The following is a 22,696-nucleotide window of genomic DNA, read 5'->3' as shown; positions in this document are numbered from 1 at the left end:
ATATCAGTTCGTTTTTATAGTTTTGAATGGAACCTTTTATGAATAAAGCGGAGATTTTAAAACAGTTTTGGGGATTTGAAACCTTCAGACCTTTACAGGAAGATATTATAGATTCAGTTTTAAGCGGGCAGGATACACTTGCGCTTCTGCCTACAGGAGGAGGTAAATCTGTTTGTTTCCAGGTTCCTGCGTTAACTAAGCCGGGGATCTGTCTTGTCGTTTCTCCATTGATCGCTTTGATGAAAGATCAGGTAGAAAATTTAAAGGCAAAGGGCATACAGGCAGTAGCAATCTATGCAGGTATGGGTAAAAGGGAGATTGATATCCTGCTTGATAATTGCATATATGGGAAAATAAAGTTTCTTTATTTATCACCAGAACGGTTGCTGTCGCCTATTGTAAAGGAACGTATTTCCTATATGGATGTTAATCTTATTGCTATTGATGAGGCGCATTGCATTTCCCAATGGGGATACGATTTCAGACCGCCATACCTGTTGATCAAGGATTTAAGGCTCATACATCCTGCCGTACCTTTTATCGCATTAACAGCTACTGCTACAGATTTTGTACGTGCTGATATCATCGATAAACTCGAAATGAAGTCGCCCGGCGTTTTTGTTAAAAGTTTTGCAAGGAAAAATCTGAGCTACGTAGTACTTGATCTGGAAGACAAATACAAAAAGCTGATTGATGTGGTCAAAAATGTGAAGGGGAGTGGACTCGTATATGTGCGTAATAGAAGAGAAACTGCCGAAGTAGCTCAGTTTCTGCAAAGAAATAATATTGCTGCCGATTTTTATCATGCTGGGATCGACAGTAAGGATCGGTCAAAAAAACAAGAAGACTGGAAGAAAAACAAAATACAGGTTATGGTTGCAACCAATGCTTTTGGTATGGGTATAGACAAGCCTGATGTTAGGTTTGTTGTGCATCTGGACTTACCCGAAAGCCTTGAAGCGTATTATCAGGAAGCTGGAAGGGCCGGTCGTGATGAACGGCGTGCATTTGCAGTTTTACTGGCTAATCAATCAGACCAACTATCGCTCAAGGCAAAATATACTGATAACTTTCCAACGGTGCATGAAATTAAAGTTGTTTACCACCATCTTGGTAGTTATTTTCAGCTTGCCTACGGAGCGGGAGAGGGTTTAAGTTTTTCCTTTGATCTTGCCGATTTTTGTAAGAGATTTAAGCTTGGTGTGATCAAGACCATTTCTGCATTAAAGTTTCTGGAGCATGATGGGTATCTTACATTATCAGAGAACATTTTTTTGCAATCCAGGTTGCTTTTTATCGTAGGTCATGAGGATGCTTATCGCTTTCAAATTGAAAATGCCGGCTATGATACCCTGATCAAAACGATTTTGAGGTCGTACGGGGGAGCATTTGACCAATATGTTAAGATTAACGAAAATGATATTGCCGGTAGAATAGGGGCGTCTTACAACGTTGTTGTTAACTTATTAAATAAGCTGCAGGAGCAGGGATTGATATCTTACCTCCCCCAGTCAGATCAGCCGCAACTCCAGTTTATCCGATCCAGGGTGGACCAGCTTCATATGGACATAGATTCCAATTACCTTAATTTAAGAAAACGTATTCAGGAAGATCAGATTGCCGGAGTTCTTCGTTATGCGTCAGAACCTGTTTGCAGAAGTATACAATTACTCGCCTATTTTAGTGAGCCGCATGCCCCTAAATGTGGTATTTGCGATATTTGTATTGACGAAAAGAAAATGCTGGAGAGTGATGAAATTAATGAAAAGATAGAATTCGACATGGTAACCTTATTGCAAACGGGGCCTCAGGTTTTGGATGAAATCATGTTATCAGTTAAAACCGGAAATGAGAACGAAAAGCTCAGCAGACTTCGCTTGTTGCTTGATTCGGGAAAAATTAAAACCGACGGTAAAAACTATTATTTGTAATCCTGTTTTGGAGTGCTATTTGCTACCTTTAACTTATGAAACAACCTGTAGGCCTTTTTCTGATCCTTGCAATAGCTTTTGCTGGCTGCAAATCAAAATGCATCGAAGATTCCGGAAAACATATCGAAAAGAAGATCGTTGCCAAAAACTTCGACAAAATCAGTTTAACGGGTCCCATTAAGCTGGTGATTCATCAGGATAGCAGCTATGCGATAACAGTATCGGCAGATTCGAATGTAGTAGATGCTATTGAAACCAAAGTGAGCGGGTCGGAACTTACCGTGAAACTCGATGCAGATAAATATTGTGGAACAGACTCTATAGTAGTACACGCTGGAATAGGCCCCCTCACACAACTTAAGGTAAAAGGAGCGTCAACGATAGTCAGTACCGGTGTTCTAAAACTGGGCGATTTGAAACTTGAATTTTCAGGAACGATTAGTGCCAATCTGAATCTTCAGGCTGGAAAAGTGAGTACCGTCTCCGAAGGTGTAACTGATTTGAAATTAACCGGGCAAGCTGGTCAGCATGAGCTGAATTCGAAAGGTACGATTACGTTAGGGGCGCAGGATTTCACTGTTGGTATTTACAAGTTAAATATAGAAGGATTGGGTAATTCTAAAATCAACGTTCTGAATGAGCTTTATGTGGAAACTTCAGGCGCAAGTGAGATTTACTACAGAGGTAATCCTAAGACTATCAAAGAGAACAAAAAAGGTGCGGCAAAGCTTGAGAAAGTAAATTAAAGCCTTTATCAATTTTTTTATACTTTAGTTCCTTATTTGTATTATGGGATTGAAAAATGATAAAAAGGTTATTCGTGCGTGGGCGATGTTCGACTGGGCAAACTCCGCATATAATCTCGTTATAACCTCTACGATCTTTCCAGCATATTATACGATCATTACGCAAACACCAGAAAATGGTGATAAGGTTTACTTTTTTGGGATGAGGTTTGTTAACACAGCTTTATCTAACTACGCGCTGGCCGTTGCCTATTTGATTATAGTACTTTTATCGCCAGTGCTGAGTTCTGCTGCAGATCATAAAGGGAACAAAAAGATCTACATGAAGCTTTTTACATGGCTGGGATCGCTTGCTTGCTGCGGATTGTACTTCTTTAAGTTGGATACGTTGGAATTGGGTGTAATTTGTTTCGCACTAGCAGCTGTGGGTTACGCAGGTGGATTTGTGTTCTATAACTCTTATCTGCCCGAAATTGCAAGTCTTGATAAGCAGGATGCGGTGAGTGCTAAAGGTTTTACATACGGTTATGTAGGAAGTGTGCTATTGCAATTGATTTGCTTTTTATTTGTTTTAAAGCCTGAATGGTTTGGTATTAATGACTTAAGTTTCCCCCCCAGACTATCGTTTCTTCTTGTTGGCATCTGGTGGTTGGTGTTTGCTCAGATTCCGTTTTATTTTTTACCTAAGGGAAGCCCTAACTATAATCCTGAGGAGCAAAAGAAGGTGTCTAATGGCTTCGCCGAATTAAAGAAAGTTTGGCTGCAGGTAAAACAGATGGTCGTCCTGAAAAGATTTCTCGTCGCCTTTTTCTGCTATTCTATGGGAGTTCAGACGGTAATGCTGGTAGCAGCAAGTTTTGGAGAAAAAATACTTCATTTACCAACAGAAAGTCTCATCGTCGTAATATTGATTATTCAATTGGTCGCCATCCTCGGTGCCAACCTGATGTCGAAATTGTCGCGCACATATGGAAACGTTCAGGTACTTATCATTGTTGTTTTCATTTGGGTTTTGGTTTGCATCGCGGCGTACTTTGTATACACGGCAAATATGTTTTATGCGCTTGCAGCTGTCGTAGGACTGGTAATGGGCGGAATACAGTCGCTCTCCCGCTCTACCTATTCGAAGTATATTCCTGAAGGTACCGCTGATACGACATCGTTTTTTAGTTTTTATGACGTTACTGAAAAATTAGCTATTGTTGCCGGTCTGGCAAGTTTTGCATATGTAGAAGAACTTACGGGAGATATGAGAAGCTCTATTATTGCGTTGACCTCGTTTTTTATCCTGGGACTGGTGTTTTTGCTGTTGCTAAAAAAAGTGTCGCCTAAATTTGTTGCGACGGAGCTGTAAAGCTACCTATAGAAATTTACCATGAATATAGAATTGTTTATACCGTGTTTTATCGATCAATTATATCCGGAGACTGCCTTTAACACGATTAAGGTACTTGAAAAATCTGGTTGTATAGTAAGTTATAATCCTGAGCAGACCTGCTGTGGACAGCCCGCATACAATGCAGGCTACTGGGAGGAAGCGAAGGAAACAGGGAACAAATTTTTAACTGATTTCTCCGATACAAAATATATAGTGGCGCCGTCTGCTTCCTGTGTAGGCATGGTGAAGAATGGATTTAACGATCTGTTTACAAATACCATAGTCCATAACCGCTGCAGAAATATACAAGGAAATATTTTTGAACTGTCCGATTTTCTGGTGAATGTACTTAAACGTGATTACTTCGGCGCAGAGCTGGAAGGAAGGGCAGTTTATCATGACTCCTGTAGTGGATTGCGGGAATGTAAGATTAAAGAGGAACCCCGGCAATTGCTCGCTAAAGTACATGGACTGGAAATGGTGGAAATGAAGGATACGGATATGTGCTGCGGTTTTGGTGGTACGTTCTCCGTGAAATTTGACGCTATCTCTTCGGCAATGGCAGAGCAAAAGATCAATAATGCGCTGGAACAAGAAGTGGATTACATCATTTCAACTGATCTTTCTTGTCTGTTACATCTTCAAGGTTACATCGATAAACATCAAATTCCGTTAAAGACTATGCATCTGGCCGACGTGCTTGCAAATGGCTGGTTGGAAAGCACTGAATATTAGTAACATTTAACATACTTTAACAAAAGGAATATTTAAATCGCTTAAATTTGTACAAATTTTATCAAGTCCCATGAAAAGACACATTGCGGCCATTTTTGGCATAGTTTTACTTTCTTTACAACTGAATGCTCAACAAAAAAAACAATCAGGAGCTATCCAGTTTACATCTTCATTTGATCCTGCGGCTATGGCAGCGGCAAATGGTGTTAAATTATCTGAAGAAATGTTGGCACGTATGCCTAAAAGTTCTAAATCAAATTTTGAGTTGTTATTTAATGCAACCAATGCCAGTTATATGACCGCTGAAGAGGTAGAAGATAGCAATACCGGTGCTGGAGGTGGTAACGGAGGGGCGCGTGGTTTTGGTGGGTTCGGAGGTTTCGGTGCCGCTGGTCACGATCTTTATTTCAATTTCCTTGAAAACAAACTGACTGAAGTATTTGACCTTAGTGATACCACTTATTTTCTTCAAGCTAAATTAGGTGTTTCCAGTAGTCCGGTGATGAACATGGGACCAATGGCTCCAGCTAAGGCTCCTGTGACAACTGTAACGAAGTCTGATGAGACTAAAAAAATTCTTGGTCTTACTTGTAATAAAGTAGTCTACAAGACGGTTTCTACAAGAAGGATCATGAATGAAGAACGCGAAATTACTGAAGAAACTAATGTATGGTATACTAAAGAGCTCGGATTCGACTTTTCTCCAAAGCCAGAATTCTGGACTGAAGGCGCGGTGCTGGCCATCGAAGGTAAAGGATCCAGTACAATCGCAACGAGTATCGAATATAGGAACGTTAGCAACAAAGACGTTAACCTGCCTAAAAAGGGTATTGTAATTACGCCGGATCAGTACAAGGCGAAAATGGAACAACGCATGAAGCAAATGAGAAATAATAACAATAGAGGTGGCAATGTTCGAAACATTGTGATCGGCGGTTAATATTTCCAAAATTAAATTGATAAGCCTCCAATAAATTTGGGGGCTTTTTTGTGTGTTATAGGGTAGATCGGCGAAAATTATTTACCTTTGTAATTGGAAAATCACAGCGTAGGTGATTTCAATAATTTATACATTTTTAACTAGTAAATCATATTTGTAGATGATTCAGATTACACTCCCGGATGGATCTATCCGTCCGTATGAACAGGGTACAACCGCCCATCAGATTGCATTGTCAATCTCAGAAGGTCTGGCCAGAAACGTTTTAGCGGCTGAAGTAAATGGCGAAGTATGGGATGCTTCCCGTGCAATTGACAATGATGCAACCGTAAAACTGCTGACATGGAATGACACAGCAGGAAAAGCCACTTTCTGGCACTCGTCTGCTCACTTAATGGCAGAAGCTTTAGAAGCTTTATATCCAGGTACTAAATTCGGTATCGGACCTGCTATAGAAACCGGTTTTTATTACGATGTAGATTTTGGCGATAAAGAATTTTCTTCGGATGATTTTAAAGCCATCGAACAAAAAATGCTTGAACTGGCCCGCCAGAAAGAAGTATTCGAAAGAACATCGGTGTCTAAGGCTGATGCACTTGCTTATTTTGAAGACAAAGGGGATGAGTATAAACTCGATCTTCTTCAAGGTTTAGAGGACGGTAAAATCACTTTCTACAAACAAGGTGCTTTTACTGATTTATGTCGTGGACCACACATTCCAAATACTGGCTTTATTAAAGCTGTAAAGTTGATGAATGTTGCAGGCGCGTATTGGCGTGGTGACGAAACAAAAAAACAACTGACCAGAATTTATGGCGTAACTTACCCTAAGCAAAGTGAGCTAACAGAATACCTGCTCATGATAGAGGAGGCCAAGAAAAGAGACCATAGGAAACTGGGTAAGGAATTGGAATTGTTTGCTTTTTCTGAAAAAGTAGGTGCTGGCTTACCACTGTGGTTGCCAAAAGGTACTGCTTTACGTGAGCGTTTGGTTCAATTTCTGACAAAAGCGCAAGGTAAAGCCGGCTATGAGCAGGTAATTACCCCACATATTGGTCACAAGAATCTTTATATTACTTCGGGACACTGGGAAAAATATGGTAAAGACAGTTTCCAATCTATCAAAACACCGCAAGAAGGCGAGGAGTTCTTATTAAAACCAATGAACTGTCCGCACCATTGTGAGATCTACAAGGTTAAACCAAGGTCATATAAAGATCTGCCGTTACGCTTTGCTGAATTCGGTACTGTTTACAGGTATGAGCAGAGTGGTGAGTTGCATGGTTTAACCAGGGTAAGAGGATTTACTCAGGATGATGCACACTTATTCTGCAGGCCTGATCAGGTAAAGGAAGAATTTAAAAAAGTAATTGATCTTGTACTGTATGTCTTCAAATCTTTAGGTTTCGAGAGTTATACTGCACAGATATCACTTCGTGATCCTGAAAACAAAGCGAAATATATTGGTTCTGACGAAAACTGGAAGTTGGCAGAGCAGGCTATCATTGAAGCTGCGGAAGAAAAAGGATTGCCAACTGTGATTGAATTGGGCGAGGCTGCATTTTACGGACCAAAGCTAGATTTCATGGTTAAAGATGCGCTGGGTAGAAGATGGCAACTCGGAACTATTCAGGTAGATTACAATTTGCCTGAAAGATTTGAACTCGAATATACTGGTAGCGACAATCAGAAACATAGGCCGGTGATGATCCATCGTGCTCCATTTGGATCTTTGGAACGATTTGTGGCAGTACTTATCGAGCATTGTGCAGGAAACTTCCCATTGTGGTTATCTCCGGAACAATTCATAATCCTTCCTATTTCAGAAAAATATGAAGATTATGCAAAAAAAGTTTTAGATGAACTAAATAATTCCGATATTCGCGGTTTGATTGACTTTCGTGATGAAAAGATTGGAAGGAAGATCAGAGATGCAGAGGTTAAAAAGATACCTTATATGTTGATCATCGGCGAAAAAGAAATGGCTGAAGGGAAACTATCAATAAGGAAACACGGTGAAGGAGATTTGGGAGAAATGACCCTGCAAGAGTTTGGTGAATTATTAATTAAAGAAATAACAGTTTAAACAAGATACACATTTGGCATTAGGCAGACCAGGATTTAATAGGGGACCACGTCCTCCTTTTAAGAAAAAAGAAGCAGAACATAATATTAATCAGTTTATCCGCGCTCAGGAAGTAAGATTGGCTGGAGATAATGTTGAACCGGGGATTTATCCTTTGGCAAAAGCTTTGGCCCTTGCCGATGAATTGGAATTAGACCTTGTTGAAATTTCTCCAAATGCTGTTCCTCCTGTTTGCAGGATTATAGACTACAGCAAGTTCGTTTACGAGCAAAAGAAAAAGCAAAAGGAAATTAAGGCCAATGCGAAACAAACAGTAATTAAAGAGATTCGTTTCGGTCCTAATACCAATGATCATGATTTCCAATTTAAGCTTAAACATGCAGTTAGCTTTTTAGAAAATGGTGAAAAAGTGCGTGCATATGTACACTTTAAAGGTAGAGCGATCGTATATAAGGAACAAGGAGAAATCCTGTTACTTAAGTTTGCTCAGGCACTTGAAGACATAGGTAAAGTAGAATTGTTGCCTAAACTGGAAGGGAAAAGGATGTTCCTGACACTGGCTCCTAAAGTTGCAAAAAAATAAATAAATTACATAAATAAACAAGGTTATGCCAAAAATGAAAACCAATTCCAGTGCTAAAAAGCGTTTTTCGCTTACTGGAACAGGTAAAATCGCAAGAAAAAATGCATACAAAAGCCACATCTTAACAAAGATGTCAACTAAACGTAAGCGTAATTTGGGCCACACCAGCATGGTGTCAGCAGCAGATACAGGTAACGTTAAACGTATGCTTTGCATCGGTAAATAATTAATTTTTAACCAGGTACCCGGTAGTAAGTTTGCTGAAATACGCAACACCGTTTATCAAAACAACAACACACTATGCCACGTTCGGTAAACGCAGTAGCTTCGAGAAGAAGAAGGAAAAAAGTCCTAAATATGGCCAAAGGCTATTGGGGATCAAGAAGCAAGGTTTTCACCATTGCTAAAAATACAGTTGAAAAAGGTTTGCAATATGCATACCGCGACCGTAAAGTTAAGAAAAGAGAATTTCGCGGATTGTGGATTCAACGTATCAACGCTGGAGCACGTCAACACGGTATTTCTTACTCTCAATTGATTGGTAAACTAGCTACTAAAAACATTGGCCTTAACCGTAAGGTTTTAGCTGACTTAGCTATGAATCACCCTGCAGCTTTCAAAGCTGTAATCGATTTAGTAAAATAGTACTGATAAATAGATCAATAAAAAAAGGGAGCTAAAAGCTCCCTTTTTTTATGCCTTAGATTTTTCGGCTTTTTGTTTGTTATGACCTTTGCCTTTTTTATGGTCTTTTTTCTCTTGTTGTAAACCAGCAAATTTTTTCTTCTGATCTGGTGTAAGCACCTTTTCAAGCTGTCCCTTATTTGCAGTTAGGAAAGCTTTCTGTTTGTCCTTGTCAGCAGCTTTTGCATCGTGCTTTGCTTTATGCCAAGATTCGTTATGCTTAAATTTTTCCAGTTCGATCTTATAAACTGCATCTTTTTGTTTTGCATCCAGGGCTAAGTCTGTCTGCAGTTTCGCAGTAGATTTCTGTGCCTTCTGCTCAGGAGTCAGATGAGCTTTTTCTGTTTTCTGTGCGTAACTGGCTGTTAATCCAAAAACTGCCAGTGCTATTGTTAATGCGATCTTTTTCATATTGTGTGTTTTCTAGAATAGAGCCGATAAATCAAATAAAGTTTAAAGACGCTACTGTTAAAAAATGTTAATTGCTTTTGTTCATCTGAGAAATGGACTTTTGCATTTGCGACATCATGTGCGTTAGCGTTTCCATAGTCGGCTCAGGGGTAGGGTCTGGTAAGCTGGAAGTGATGTAAGCCTTTGCCTTCCATATTTCCATAATGTCTTCTGCTGCCACGGAATATGGATCGTAGACTTTATTGTCAGAAATCAACTTCAGTTCTTTGTTCTCCTTAAATCTATTTCCTGCTCTTTTGTAAACCACACCTTCATTTTTACTGATTATGATATACGTCTCACCTGTCTTAACTTCAGACCAATTTTCCAAGTATTCTCCAATAACAATACTTCCCGGCTGGATCGGTAGCATAGAGTCGCCCATAATTTCAAAGCCTCTGAATGTCCCTTGTTTTAGTGATGGCAGTGGTAATTGGAACTTAGGAAGATCCTTGATATACTCGGGGTCTGAAAAGCCATTTAAATAACCTGCACTAGCCTTAACAGGTACAAGTTCGATATTTTCATTATCGTCCTGATCTACAGAAATACTTAATATCCTCAAATTAGATCCGTGACCCTTAGGTTTAGGCTTCCACTTATCATTAATCTCCTCATTGATAAACTCGTCAATCGTGAAATCATGATATTCTGCTATTCTTTTTAGTAAATCATATTTCGGCTCTGCACGATCCTCCTCATAGGCCCCCACCAAAGATCTTTTAATTCCGATTTCATCTGCGAATTGCTGCTGTGTGAGGCCTTTTTTCTTCCTCAGGTATTTCAAATTGGACGAGATGTTTGACATAAAAATAAATATTTAAAAATAATTTGTTTAAACTAAAAATGTTAGTATTATTGTGCCAATAAAGTTAGCAATATTTATCGGTCTCCCAAATATATGTACTAATTATATTAGTTTAAAATTTAATTTAACAGTGATGAAAAAATTTGTGTATATCGTAACCGACAGAAACAGAACAAGTATGCATGTTGGAATGAGTTCTGACCTGATCAAGACACTTGATTTTTATAAAAAAATGCCAAGTTTGTTTTTCGACAGTGCTCAACAACTCACAAGGCTTGTTTATTTTGAGGAATTCAGGACCGAAGCACAAGCTATTGCGCGTTTTAAGGTTGTAAGCAGGTTTACGCGTATGCAGAAAGAAAGACTTGTAAGATCTTGTAATCCAGATTGGATTGATCTGACTATAGGACTTGATTTTGAGCATATCCTGATGAGCAAGCCAATCAATACTCAGGTGACAATGCCGCTGAGTATTCTGTCCTAAACGTTTCTACCAGCCGGGTGCGAAGGTTAAGCCGAATACACCGCCTTTTACATCTTTACGCTGGAAAGGGAAGGCGTAATAAGGCTCAAGTACAAAGGCATTGAAAATGTTAACCCGCAAGGATACACCGGCACTCAGGGCAGGTACACGTTCAGCTGGTTTACCATTTTCAAGTAAGACGCCGTCTGGCTGACTTTTAAATTTGACATTCGAATATTCGTCCCAAGCTACGCCTGCATCAAAAAACAAATTTAGATCTGTAAACAACAATTTTGATGGAATTTGAGCCAGTTTTTTGGGTCCTGTAAATGGCAGTCTTACTTCGAAATTAAACACAGCTATTTTGCTTCCTGACAACTGGTTGATATCGAAATTTCCATTTTCTCCAGTCTTGCTGTTGTAAAACGAATTAGCCTCATAACCTCTAATCAGGTAGGGATAACCCAAGTATAGTGGGTACAGGTTTTCACCGTCTGCGCCCAGACGCATATCTGCATAAAACCTGGCGGCAAAAGTTACGGGCTTAGCGCGCACATATTTTCGTAGATCAGCATTAAGTTCTTTAAATTTATAATCTCCCAGATATTGTGTAGCAGCAATGCGATATCTAAAACCAGCAATTGGCGCAGTCATACCAAATATCGAATTATCTCCCACAAATCCAGCATTCAGTTGATAGAGAGAGAATGAGCGCAATGGCAGGTTTAATTCGTTGCTTGCCTGGTCATTTGGAATCCTATCCCTGCTGGTACCCACATAACCACCAGACACCCCATTGATATTTTCATAGTAATTGCTGATTCTTTCTACACGATAACTATAGCGTGACACCGCAGTTCCTACTTCAAAACGGTGGATTTTATTGAAAGGATAGGCAGCAAAAAGCTGCAGCTGATCTTCAAAAGTTCTGATGATGTTGGTCTGTTCATTAAAAACGGGAATATTTGTTTTGCCATCGCTGGATGGTAATGACTCGGTGGAGACATCTCTAAAACCAGTAATATATGGTATATGTGAGACAGCAACGCCCCAATTGATCCTGCTTGCCTGATTGATATAGCCTACTAATCCGCCGAAGTCATAAATCTGACCATTCACCGAAATATTAGCGATAATTTGATTCTTTCCAAGGATATCACTAAACATTCCCATTATACCTCCCTGAACACCAGTACCAAACCTTCCTGAAGAAACGCCAACACCGCTATTGGCGAGATAATCCAATTTAAATCTTGCTCTGTATGGAACTGTTCTCATAGAGTCCAAACTCGTCCGCTCAAACCGGCCAAAGTTCCGGAGGTTAGCGTTTACAATGCTGACGCCCGTTTCTGCTACTGGTGGCAATATAGCAGCGTCAAAATTGGTAGACGTGCCATCTATAGGTCTGCTTTTAAAATTGCTGAGGGTAGCGTTATAAAGCGTATACCGCTGTGACCTGTAATAACTATATACAACATCGTCGTTCCTTGATACAGACATAGCAGGAGAGAATTCTGTAATTCCGCTCACTCCCGTAAAGTAGTCAGTTAACTGCAACGTTTCCTGTGTACCCAGGTTATATTGGTATATGTTGCGGAAGCCATCCCTGTTTGATAGAAAGAAAATCTTTTTGCTGTCTCCAGAGAACTGCGGATTTAAGTTGTTTGCACCTTTAAAAACCGAAATATTGGAAATTTCCTGCGTTGAAAGATCAATCATACTTAAATTTAATGCATGTACTGCATTAGTGCTGCCTTTTGTTGCTGCAACACGATCAGAAGAAAATACGATATGTTTGCCATCGGGTGCATAGCTTGGCGCGTAATCCGAGTAGATGTCCTTAGTTAACTGTTTGACCTCTTTTGTGTTTAGATTGTAGGAGAATATATCGCTCTGACCTTCCTGCATTCCTGAAAACGCGATCGTTGATCCGTCCGGCGACCAGCTGAGGTTGCCAAATTGCTCGATTTTCCCCATCCCAGTCTGCAATAAAGTAGTGCCGCGGTTAACATCAATAATCATCAATTGATTACGGCCTTTACTGTAAATGCTGAACGCGAATTTTTTGCTGTCGGGCGACCAGGTTCCGGCCGATTCCAGAAAGTTGAAATCGTCGATGTGGGAATTAGAAATCTGACTGCTTAATTTTCTTATAATTTTACCGGTGCGGGCATCCGCTAAAAACAAGTCGATTCCAAAAAGATCTTTTTCGGAAAGGAAGGCCAACAAGTTACCATCAGGACTGATTGCTGGCGCAACATTCATATTGCCTGCGTTTTTATTATCAATAATCTTAACACCGCTGATTTTAACCTGGGAGCTATCGGTTTTAAGCATCGGCCTGTAATGCGCCTCAATAGCCTGTTTCCATAAGCCAGACAACGATTTGTCGTCGTATCCAAGGGTATGTCTGAGACCATCTTCATAGCCATAGCGTGCAGTAGCTTTGAATAATGGTACTATCGTGCTGTCACCATAGGTTGAGCCTATAAAAGTCCAAAAAGCCTGCCCATAACGATACGGAAAGTATTTATTGGAATTGGTCAGGTCCTTTAATGACGGGATGTCTCTGTTAAGCATCGCGTCACGCATCCACATAGATGTAAAAGCATCGGATTTGCCGATAGATAGATACTCGGCCATTCCTTCAACCATCCAAAGTGGAACCTGGCTTACATTTTCCAGGCTCATAGAATCTTTTTCTAGCAGGAGATGGTATTGAAAAGCATGCACAAGTTCGTGTCCAAGTACATGTCGCGTTTGATTACCCAACTCCATTACCGGCATAATTACCCTATTTTTTAGTGCTTCCGTCACACCTCCGGTACCAATTCCTATTTCGCCGCTTAAGGCAGTAGTCTGTTGGAAATCGGGTTGGTTATTATATAGGATAATCGGATTTTTTTTGAGGAACGTATCTCTGAAAACCTCCTGGTGCATTTTGTACCAGGTCTCGGCATCCTGTGCAAATTTTTGAAGCAATTGCTGGTTTTTAATATAATAGTAGATTTCAAAATGGGGCGTTTGCAGCACCTTAAATGGTTCGTTCTTATATCTTACCTTGTTCTGTCCGAAATATTGCGCTTGCACATAGGTTGTTGTAATAAGCATCAAAAAAACGAGCAGACTTAGATTTTTAAAACCGGTAATTGTTTTTTTCATATCCACGGATTGCTTTTAGTTAGGTGGGTTATTCTTTTTACGTTCTTTTTCTTCCTGCTTTTCCTTCCTTCTTAATTCCCGTTGTTCTTTTCTGGTCAGTGGAACTTCGGGTGCGGGAGGTAGTTTCTGTACAGGTTCAGGAGCTTTTTTCTCTTCAACCTTTACCGGTGTTTCTTCCGTCTTCACCTGTTGAGGCTCTTCAGTAGCAGCAACATCCATATTTAGGGAATCCAACGTTGTGCTGTCTACAGCCGAGGTATCAACTTTATACCGGGGAGTAGGGCAGTCTATATTTCTGGTGATTTTGACCTTTGCTTTAGGAAATGGACCGTACGTATAGCCTGAATTAGGATCATGGTATACTTTCTCCATGAACTTTGCGAAAATAGGCAACGCTGTTTTTGATCCTTCCCCGGTTTCACCATTTTTAAAGTGGGCAGTGCGCTCGTCACATCCTACCCAAACCCCGGTTACGAGGTCCTTTGTTATACCCATATACCAGGCATCTACATAATCTGAGGAAGTTCCAGTTTTACCACCAATCTGGTTGTTTTTCTTAAATAAATCCCATTCCCAAAGCGCAGCAGAAGTTCCACCGGGTTCATCAAGGCCGCCACGGAACATATAAAGCATCAACCAACTGATTTCTTCTGATAAAACTCTTTTCGTTTTAGGCTTGAAATCGTCAATTAAATTATCGTCCTGATCCATTATTTTTTCTACCAGAATCGGATCTGTTTTCACGCCATCATTCAAAAACGTGCCATATGCCTTAACCATTTCATAAACAGAAACGTCATTTGGACCCAGACTTACCGAAGGGACAGACTGTAGATGGCTGTCGATGCCACATTCATGCGCCCACTTCACAACATTATCCCAGCCTACTTTTTCTGTCACCTGTGCAGTAATGGTGTTAACCGATCTGGCCATGGCCAGGCGTAATGACATCTCTTGATAAGTGTTGTTCCAGTCGGCATTTCTAGGTTCCCAGTATTCCGTTTTGCCTTTATCCTGATAGGCAATGCGCACAGGCTTATCGGTAAAAGTATCACATGGATTCATGCCACTTTCTAAAGCTGCCAGGTATGCAAAAGGCTTGAAAGTAGAGCCAGCCTGTCTTTTGCTCTGATTAACATGATCATATTTGAAAAATTTATGGTCAATACCACCGATCCAAACCTTGATTTTACCCGTGGATGGCTCAAGTGTCATCATACCTGTATTCATGATCTTTCCGTAATAGCGAATTGAATCCATCGTTGAAAACAGTGTGTCACGGGCGCCGTTCCAGGAGAAAATCTTCATTTTCTTTTTTTTATTGAAATAGGCTTCAACAGAATCGGGGTTATTTGGGTATTTCTTCTCGAGCATTGCATAGATGGATAAGTTATGCTTTGCGCGGCTTGGATAATCTACCTTATTTTTTTCTGAATCATACCATGGATCTTCTTTACCCCATACATTGTAAAAACGCCGTTGTATAATTTTCATCTGCTCTGCAACAGCTTCTTCTCCGTATTTTTGAAGCTTGGAATCAATCGTTGTGTAAATCTTGAGTCCGTCTTCATATAGATCGTAACCGTTGTCTGTGCACCATTTCTCAAGATATTTGGCCACAGCGGCACGCAAATAGGAATCACCATCGCTCCCCTCATCCAGATTACCAGCTTTTAACTTGAGTGGGCTAGCCTTATATTCTTTTAACTCAGCAGAACTCAGATAATCATACTTGTTCATTTGTCCGAGAACAGTATTTCTTCTTTCCAGTGCCCTTTCAGGGTTTCTTAGGGGATTGTATATAGATGTACCCTTTAACATTCCGATAAGTACCGCAGATTCAGGTACGGTAAGCTCATTTGTTTCCTTGTCAAAATAAATTCGCGCAGCTGTTTTGAGCCCGTATGCGTTGTTACCGAATGACACAGTATTTAGGTACATGGTCAGAATATCATTCTTGGAATAGTTTGATTCGAGTTTCACAGCGGTCATCCATTCTTTAAATTTGGACACTATTGTGCGGATAACCGGAACGTATTTAATAAAACCCTGCGATTTATTGTACCTCGTACGGTAAAGGTTTTTAGCAAGTTGTTGCGTGATCGTGCTGGCCCCGCGTTTATCTCCTGTTGCTGTGGAAATTCCACTGGAAAGGAGTGAGCGGAAATCAATACCCATATGTTTGTAGAAGCGGACGTCTTCAGTAGCAACCAATGCATTGACGGCGCTCGGCGCAATTTCTTTGAAATCTACGGGTGTTCTGTTTTCTTTAAAGTATCTGGCAATTAACTTCCCGTCTGCTGTATATAATTCAGAACCAACACGTAGCGTGGGCGCTTTGATATCTCTATAAGATGGAGAATACCCAAATAGCCACAAAAAATTAAGCTGTAAAGCGCAGAAAAACACTATAACGAAGAAGATGGCTATACTAATAAATCGAATGTATTTATTCCGGATTTCTTTAAACATAGGATAAAGGTCAAAAAACTTGTAAGCGTATAAATATAAAACAGGTAAAAAACTCCTGCAAATTAACGTAATAAATTAACTAAAATTTCAGTGTATTACTGTAAAAGGCATAATTTTCCTCTTGATGATGTCTTTCTTTCGTTTAAATGACGAGCTTGTTGTGCCGCTGTTTTTGAAAGCACAGTTCCATTAGCTTAAATGATCAATTATTGTTTTTGAATGCCTTTTGGTATTCGATAAGACAACCTAATCAACCTATAACATTGATTTATTTTAATTAGCAGTGATAATATATTATCCTAAGGTAATAAAATTTGGTAGGGGTTTATATTTTTCTACCTTTGCGTCGCTTTTTGGTTCCTGAACTAATTAAAACACTCAGGATTAAAAGGGAATGCGGTGTAATTCCGCAACTGTCCCGCAGCTGTAAGCTCCATAACGGATCCAAATCAAAGCCACTGTTTCAGAAATGGGACGGGAAGGCAGGAAAACCGGGAGTAAGTCAGAAGACCTGCCTTTAAGTATTAATTTCATAGCTTTCGGGGATTGAAGCTGGAGATGGGATACGTATTTTGATTTATCCATTTCTGTTCTTCCGATTGCTTTGTTTAAAAACAAAAGCAATGAAAAAAAACAACAATCTATTTTTGGCGGCCGGTTTAGGTTTCGCCCAGGTATTAGGACTGAGTTATGCATCCTTCGCTCAGGAAGATGTTAAATTAAATGAAGTCGTAATTACCACAACAAAAAACGATCAGAAACAATCTCAAACAGGTAAGGTCGTTACCGTAATTTCTGCCGAGCAGCTATCACATAGTGCCGGTAAAACATTACCAGAACTATTAAGCGAGCAGGCAGGTATCATTGTTGGTGGTGCAACCAGCAACCAGGGGCTTAACAAAAGCATCTTTGTAAGAGGGGCTGGGAGTGCCTATGCAGTTGTATTGATAGACGGTATATTGGCAAGTAACCCATCAGGAGCAGGTGCAGCTTTTGATCTGCGCATGTTCTCAATTGATCAGATCGATCATATTGAAATCATCAAAGGTGGTCAATCTACTATCTACGGTTCTGATGCTGTAGCAGGTGTGATCAATATCATCACTAAAAAGGGTGGTAAAGGTGGAAACAGCGTATATGGCACCGCCAGTGCCGGAAGCTACAAAACTTATAAGGGTACCGTTGGAATTAGCGCGAAGGTGGAAGATTTTTCTTACAACGTAGCTTACACACAAGGTAAAACCAATGGGATTTCTGAAGCGGCCAGACCAGAAGGAAGTACTGCAGAATTTGATAAGGATGGTAACAAAACCGGAGCGGTAAACGCCAATTTCTCTCTGCAGGCATCTAAAGAATTCAGTATTAGTCCTTTCCTGAGGTATTACTATGGTCATTATGATTTCGATGCTGGGGCATTTGCTGACAATGCAACAAATAACTTCAAGCTTAAACATTTTGCAGGTGGTTTGAATACCAAGTATGAATTTGCGACTGGAAAAATAAACCTGAATTATAGTCATGAAACAACGTCAAACGAATCGGTAAATCAATATGGTGCGAGCTTGTCACAAGGTCGCATGGATCTGATCGATTTATTTTATAATCAAAAGGTAGGATCCAACCTTGACGTACTTGTTGGCCTGGATAATAGAGTTACAGCAGTTAAAGCCGCTAACAATCCTACAACAAACCTATTCAGTACGTATGCTTCCCTGTTTTTGCATGATCTTAGTATCTTTAATCTGGAAGTTGGCGGACGTTATAATAAACACAAACAATATGGAGAAAACTATACTTACAGTATTACACCATCAATAAACATCATCAAAGAAGTAAAATTATTTGGAACTATCTCGACAAACTTTAAGGCTCCAACCCTTGAAATGTTATTTGGTCAATATGGTGCCAATTTAGCGCTGACACCTGAAAAATCTAAAAATTACGAAGCTGGTTTTAACATCAACGTACTTGATGAGCATGTTACTTTAAGAGTTGCAGGTTATAAAAGAGATTTGACAAATGCTATTGTATACGGTACTGTTGGTTATATCAACCAATTGAGTCAAAAAGCTAAAGGTTTTGAAATCGAACCTGCTGTTCATTACGGAAAATTCAATATCAAAGGTTTTTATGGATATGTAGAGGGTACAGAATTCAACTTCGTGGATAATGCTACTGAAAACTATCTGTTCCGCAGACCTAAACATAGTTTTGGCATAAATGCAGGTGTTCAAGCTACTTCAGCATTATTTGTCAGCGCGAATCTTAAATATATCGGGAAACGCACTGATGGAAACTTTGAATATCCAAACACCTCAGTTGTTAATTTGCCTGCTTATAAGCTACTTGATTTTTATGGGGAATATGGAATAGCGAAAGGAAGAGTTAAACTATTCGCAGATCTGAAAAATATTCTGGACGAGAAGTATACAGAGTTCTACGGTTACAGCAGCATGGGCTTTAATGTCAATGCCGGTGTTAGTTTTAATATCAGATAAAATTTGATAACTTTGTACTACTAACCAACTATATAGATATGTCTAATATTAAATTTAATCCTAGAACACTTATCCTATTAATCTTTATCCTTGTTGTCGGAATGTTACGCGTTCTGGTACCCGTGATTGGAGACATTAAAGTGCTGGCTAATTATTCTGCTATTGGTGCTATCGCGCTATTTGGTGGGGCTTATTTTAATAGTAATGCAAAGGCGTTTGCTTTTCCCTTACTCACCTTGCTAATCAGCGATCTAGTTTTAAGTCTTACTGTTTATAAGCAATACAGTAGTGGGTTTTTGTATGAAGGTTGGTACTGGGTGTATGGTGCTTTTGCACTAATGACTTTAGTTGGGAAACTGGTGATTAAAAAACCGGGTGTATTGAGCTTTGCTGCTGCAACACTGATTATTGTATTGATTCATTGGATTGTTACTGACTTCGGTATGTGGTATGGTTCTCCATCTTTTCCACAAACTTTAGCAGGATTCTGGACTGTGCTTGAAATGGCTATTCCATTCGAATTCCGTTTCTTATATGGAACATTAGGTTATGGGGCGTTGATGTTTGGTTCGTTTGAATTGCTTAGGTATAAATATCCTGTACTGAATTTCAAAGGAAAAGATGCTGCTGTAAGTATATAGGATTTACTAAATTATTGTTTTAAGGCTGCCTCCGAAAGGAAGGTAGCCTTTTTAGTTTCGGACGGAGCGTCATAGCCTGCCAATATTCATTTAAAGATCACCATTTTTTCATTAAAACACTGTTAATCAGATGAATATAAGTCTTTTATGTAGTAACTTAAGAGCATGTTCATAGTTGATTATCCATCCAAGCCTATTCTATACGGCCTCAATACGGCCTTAACGCGCCCAACAGCCGGGTTAAGGCCGCGTCAAGGGCGCGTCACCCCCCCGTTTAGGCCCCGTTTGCCTATAATTTGTCGATAATGTTTTATTAGCGTTCTTACACTATGTTCTCACACTGTCCTCATTGCTCAAACCAAAAAAAAGATTATTTTTACACTATGAAAGTCGTCTCTTTTTTACCTGCTGCAACTAAAATGATTTATGACATGGGATTGGAAGACCTGCTTTATGCAGTTACTTTTGAGTGTCCTAAAGAAGCAGCAGCATTACCGAAAGTAGTGCGCTATGTGCTTGAAGGAAACACCTATACCAGTCAGGAGATTGATCAAATTTTTTCTGCTTCAAAGGCCCAGGGGAAAAGCATGTATTGGGTCGATGAAGAGATTATGGAAAGCATAGCTCCTGATATTATCTTTACCCAGGACACCTGTGAGGTTTGCCTCATCGATACAACCTGTACCTTAGCTTCAATTGCTAACCTAAGCAAGCAGCCTGAACTCGTTTCATTGAGTCCCAATACGCTTGATGATGTATTTGAGTGTGCTGTAACCATAGCCAGGGCACTGGGTAAGGAAGAAGTCGCTTATCGATATCTGGCCGGTTTGAAAGAGAAGAAAGATAACATCATTGATCAGCTCCGGGCACATAAAGCTCCTTTAAAAAGAGTCATGTTAATGGAATGGATTCAACCAATCTATAATTGCGGCCATTGGATTCCCTATCAGATTGCTATCGCAGGTGGTATAGATATGTTATCCAATCCGGCAGGTGATTCTATCGTTAATAAATGGGAAAAGATCAGGAAGTATAATCCCGAGGTTCTGGTAATTGCGCCATGTGGATTCGATCAGCAGAGGAGTTTGGAAGAGATGTATCTACTCGCCTCCCACCCAGGCTGGGATGAACTTGAAGCTGTAAAACGAAATGCGGTATATATTGTCGACTTTGATTTGTTCACGCAGCCAAGTATTGGCACTTTGATAAAGGGGGTAGAGGTGCTGTCCTGTATATTCCATCCCGAAATTTTCAGGCCGGATGATTCTCTGAAAGCATGTTTTACCCACTACGATACTAAGCCTGTCAGGGTTTAGCATATATTGTTTATTTCCAAGATTAGGAACACATGAAAAAAAAACTGGTGGTTTTAACTGGTGCCGGAATAAGTGCAGAAAGTGGCATTCAGACGTTCAGGGATGCAGATGGACTTTGGGCGGGTTATAATATTGAAGATGTTGCCACTCCGGAGGCCTGGTTAAGAAACCCCGGACTGGTACAAGAATTCTATAATCAGCGTAGAAAACAAGTACTGGCGGCTCAGCCTAACTCTGCTCATCAACAATTAGCTGCCTTAGAGGATCTGTTCGATGTTTCGATCATTACTCAAAATATTGACGATCTTCATGAAAGGGCCGGTTCTAAGCATATTATTCACTTGCATGGTATTATTACGAAAGCTCAGTCTGACGTGGATGGAAGCCTAACCTATCCAATTGATGGATGGGAATTAAAAACGGGCGACGTTTGTACTTATGGGCAACAATTGAGGCCCCACGTGGTGTGGTTTGGTGAAGATGTGCCTATGATACAAGTTGCATCAGTAGCCTGCAGTCAGGCGGATGTTTTTATGGTGGTCGGTACTTCACTTGCTGTATACCCAGCTGCCGGCTTGCTTGATTTTGTTCCTGACGACGTTCCCAAGTATATCATTGATCCAAGAATACCCGTTACCGGTTATTATAAAAATACTGTACCGATTGAAGAGGCAGCCACAACAGGAATGCTGACTGTTTATCCATTATTGGCACAATATGCTTGAGAAGTGTGCTTTCTTTAATTGGAGCGGCGGTAAAGATAGTATGCTTGCTTATCACTACGCTTTTATCAAAAACGAATTGGATATCGGCTGTTTTGTAACGTCTATCAGTACTGAATTTGACAGGGTTTCGATGCATGGATTGCGTGCTTCTTTACTTCGTAAGCAGGTAGCATGCCTGAATCAGAGTTTGTATGAAATCCGAATGCCAACGATGCCAGGTATGGAGATCTACAGCGAAGTAATGAATCAGCATTTACAATTTTTGAAAAATGAAGGATATGACTATTCCTGTTATGGAGATATCTTTCTTGAAGACCTTAGGCAATATCGGGAGCAGCAGCTGGCCTCCCATAACATATCGGGCATTTTCCCTATTTGGAAAAGAAATACCAAATCGCTCATCTCTGAATTTATTGATTTAGGTTATAAAACAATCGTTGTATGTGCAAAAGAAGAGCTATCAGAGTTTTGTGGAAGAGTTATAGATCATGATTTTATAAAAGATCTTCCAGCAGCTATTGATCCTTGCGGAGAGCATGGCGAATTTCATACTTTTGTGTTTGATGGCCCGTTATTCAGCAGCCCGGTGAAATTTTCAGTAGGAGAAAAGGTAATCAGGGAATTCCCTGCGCCAAAATCAGCACAGGGTGTAGGAGATTCAGTTAAAGCTTTAGGATTTTGTTATCTGGATTTGATTGATGAGTAATCATTTTTGATTTATCATTTGCTCAATTTCCTCACCAATTTCATCTACCGTTTCCTCATCAAGTACGATCTTTAACCTGTCGCCAGACAAATCATCTTGATATAAAGGCAGGTCGCCAGCCTCAACTTCTTCGGGTGGTACAACTTCCCAAAGGTCTGTGTCGTTTTCGTATCGTACGGCGCCGAGTACACCACCAAAATAAATTACCTTGTAATAACCGTTTTCATGAGGAAGGATGGTTAGGGTAACCTCGTGTTCTCCAAATCCTGTTTTAATGTTGAATGGATCCATGCGCTAATAACCTGATTATGGTCAAAATGTTTTACGTTTCTTTGCGGCAGTTTCTTAAGGCGGAAACAATTATGAGGTGTC

General features: G+C 40.0%; 20 protein-coding genes and 1 riboswitch. Of the genes, 15 read left to right on the top strand and 5 right to left on the bottom strand.

Annotated features, from left to right (window positions below):
* The first annotated feature begins 26 nt into the window (after positions 1-26).
* From CLV32_RS01905 to rplT, 9 genes are all read left to right on the top strand, one after another.
* The gene (locus tag CLV32_RS01905) at positions 27-1,931 is read left to right on the top strand and encodes a RecQ family ATP-dependent DNA helicase (RefSeq protein ID WP_317130227.1); all 1,905 of its coding nucleotides are present in this window, start codon (positions 27-29) and stop codon (positions 1,929-1,931) included.
* 35 nt (positions 1,932-1,966) lie between these two features.
* Positions 1,967-2,677, top strand: coding sequence for a GIN domain-containing protein (locus tag CLV32_RS01900; RefSeq protein ID WP_133551826.1), 711 nt, complete (start codon positions 1,967-1,969; stop codon positions 2,675-2,677).
* 43 nt (positions 2,678-2,720) lie between these two features.
* The gene (locus tag CLV32_RS01895; protein ID WP_133551824.1) at positions 2,721-4,031 is read left to right on the top strand and encodes an MFS transporter; all 1,311 of its coding nucleotides are present in this window, start codon (positions 2,721-2,723) and stop codon (positions 4,029-4,031) included.
* A gap of 21 nt (positions 4,032-4,052) precedes the next feature.
* The gene (locus tag CLV32_RS01890; protein ID WP_133551822.1) at positions 4,053-4,790 is read left to right on the top strand and encodes a (Fe-S)-binding protein; all 738 of its coding nucleotides are present in this window, start codon (positions 4,053-4,055) and stop codon (positions 4,788-4,790) included.
* Positions 4,791-4,860: 70 nt separating this feature from the next.
* Complete coding sequence (locus tag CLV32_RS01885; protein ID WP_133551820.1) at positions 4,861-5,730, top strand: hypothetical protein; 870 nt, start codon at positions 4,861-4,863, stop codon at positions 5,728-5,730.
* Between the two features lie 160 nt (positions 5,731-5,890).
* Positions 5,891-7,816: a threonine--tRNA ligase gene (thrS, locus tag CLV32_RS01880; RefSeq protein WP_133551818.1), complete on the top strand. Its 1,926-nt coding sequence runs from the start codon at positions 5,891-5,893 to the stop codon at positions 7,814-7,816.
* 13 nt (positions 7,817-7,829) lie between these two features.
* The gene (infC, locus tag CLV32_RS01875) at positions 7,830-8,399 is read left to right on the top strand and encodes a translation initiation factor IF-3 (protein ID WP_008238148.1); all 570 of its coding nucleotides are present in this window, start codon (positions 7,830-7,832) and stop codon (positions 8,397-8,399) included.
* A gap of 25 nt (positions 8,400-8,424) precedes the next feature.
* Positions 8,425-8,625 carry a 50S ribosomal protein L35 gene (rpmI, locus tag CLV32_RS01870; protein WP_133551816.1) on the top strand — a complete coding sequence of 67 codons (201 nt, stop codon included), beginning with the start codon at positions 8,425-8,427 and terminating at the stop codon, positions 8,623-8,625.
* A 74-nt stretch (positions 8,626-8,699) separates the two neighbouring features.
* The gene (gene rplT / locus CLV32_RS01865) at positions 8,700-9,044 is read left to right on the top strand and encodes a 50S ribosomal protein L20 (RefSeq protein WP_133551814.1); all 345 of its coding nucleotides are present in this window, start codon (positions 8,700-8,702) and stop codon (positions 9,042-9,044) included.
* Positions 9,045-9,092: 48 nt separating this feature from the next.
* Here rplT and CLV32_RS01860 read toward each other — a convergent pair whose 3' ends face one another.
* A complete protein-coding gene (locus CLV32_RS01860; protein ID WP_133551812.1) occupies positions 9,093-9,494 on the bottom strand; it encodes a hypothetical protein in 402 nt (133 codons plus the stop codon).
* Positions 9,495-9,561: 67 nt separating this feature from the next.
* Positions 9,562-10,341: an XRE family transcriptional regulator gene (locus CLV32_RS01855; protein WP_133551810.1), complete on the bottom strand. Its 780-nt coding sequence runs from the start codon at positions 10,339-10,341 to the stop codon at positions 9,562-9,564.
* Positions 10,342-10,474: 133 nt separating this feature from the next.
* On the opposite strand from CLV32_RS01855, the gene CLV32_RS01850 reads away from it, so the two are divergent.
* The gene (locus tag CLV32_RS01850) at positions 10,475-10,825 is read left to right on the top strand and encodes a GIY-YIG nuclease family protein (protein ID WP_133551808.1); all 351 of its coding nucleotides are present in this window, start codon (positions 10,475-10,477) and stop codon (positions 10,823-10,825) included.
* Positions 10,826-10,831: 6 nt separating this feature from the next.
* On the opposite strand, the gene CLV32_RS01845 is transcribed toward CLV32_RS01850, so the two are convergent.
* Together CLV32_RS01845 and CLV32_RS01840 are read right to left on the bottom strand one after the other, a co-directional pair.
* Positions 10,832-13,966, bottom strand: coding sequence for a DPP IV N-terminal domain-containing protein (locus CLV32_RS01845; protein WP_133551806.1), 3,135 nt, complete (start codon positions 13,964-13,966; stop codon positions 10,832-10,834).
* 15 nt (positions 13,967-13,981) lie between these two features.
* Positions 13,982-16,438, bottom strand: a complete 2,457-nt coding sequence (locus CLV32_RS01840; RefSeq protein WP_133551804.1) for a transglycosylase domain-containing protein — start codon at positions 16,436-16,438, stop codon at positions 13,982-13,984.
* A 337-nt stretch (positions 16,439-16,775) separates the two neighbouring features.
* Positions 16,776-16,971: riboswitch (cobalamin riboswitch) on the top strand.
* 90 nt (positions 16,972-17,061) lie between these two features.
* Here CLV32_RS01840 and CLV32_RS01835 point away from each other — a divergent pair.
* From CLV32_RS01835 to CLV32_RS01815, 5 genes are all read left to right on the top strand, one after another.
* Positions 17,062-18,936: a TonB-dependent receptor plug domain-containing protein gene (locus CLV32_RS01835; protein WP_133551803.1), complete on the top strand. Its 1,875-nt coding sequence runs from the start codon at positions 17,062-17,064 to the stop codon at positions 18,934-18,936.
* Positions 18,937-18,974: 38 nt separating this feature from the next.
* Positions 18,975-19,577 (top strand): DUF6580 family putative transport protein, encoded by a 603-nt coding sequence (locus tag CLV32_RS01830; protein WP_133551801.1) that lies wholly within the window; start codon positions 18,975-18,977, stop codon positions 19,575-19,577.
* A 383-nt stretch (positions 19,578-19,960) separates the two neighbouring features.
* Positions 19,961-20,893 (top strand): ABC transporter substrate-binding protein, encoded by a 933-nt coding sequence (locus CLV32_RS01825; protein WP_133551799.1) that lies wholly within the window; start codon positions 19,961-19,963, stop codon positions 20,891-20,893.
* A 32-nt stretch (positions 20,894-20,925) separates the two neighbouring features.
* Positions 20,926-21,618 carry a Sir2 family NAD-dependent protein deacetylase gene (locus CLV32_RS01820; protein WP_133551797.1) on the top strand — a complete coding sequence of 231 codons (693 nt, stop codon included), beginning with the start codon at positions 20,926-20,928 and terminating at the stop codon, positions 21,616-21,618.
* The gene (locus CLV32_RS01815) at positions 21,611-22,324 is read left to right on the top strand and encodes a Dph6-related ATP pyrophosphatase (protein ID WP_133551795.1); all 714 of its coding nucleotides are present in this window, start codon (positions 21,611-21,613) and stop codon (positions 22,322-22,324) included. The genes CLV32_RS01820 and CLV32_RS01815 overlap by 8 nt, the downstream gene beginning before the upstream one ends.
* Here CLV32_RS01815 and CLV32_RS01810 read toward each other — a convergent pair whose 3' ends face one another.
* Positions 22,325-22,615 (bottom strand): hypothetical protein, encoded by a 291-nt coding sequence (locus CLV32_RS01810; RefSeq protein ID WP_133551793.1) that lies wholly within the window; start codon positions 22,613-22,615, stop codon positions 22,325-22,327.
* Between the last annotated feature and the right edge of the window lie 81 nt (positions 22,616-22,696).

This window comes from Pedobacter duraquae (genome assembly GCF_004362245.1).
Lineage (GTDB): Bacteria > Bacteroidota > Bacteroidia > Sphingobacteriales > Sphingobacteriaceae > Pedobacter > Pedobacter duraquae.
This window is presented reverse-complemented; position numbering and strand designations above follow the sequence as displayed.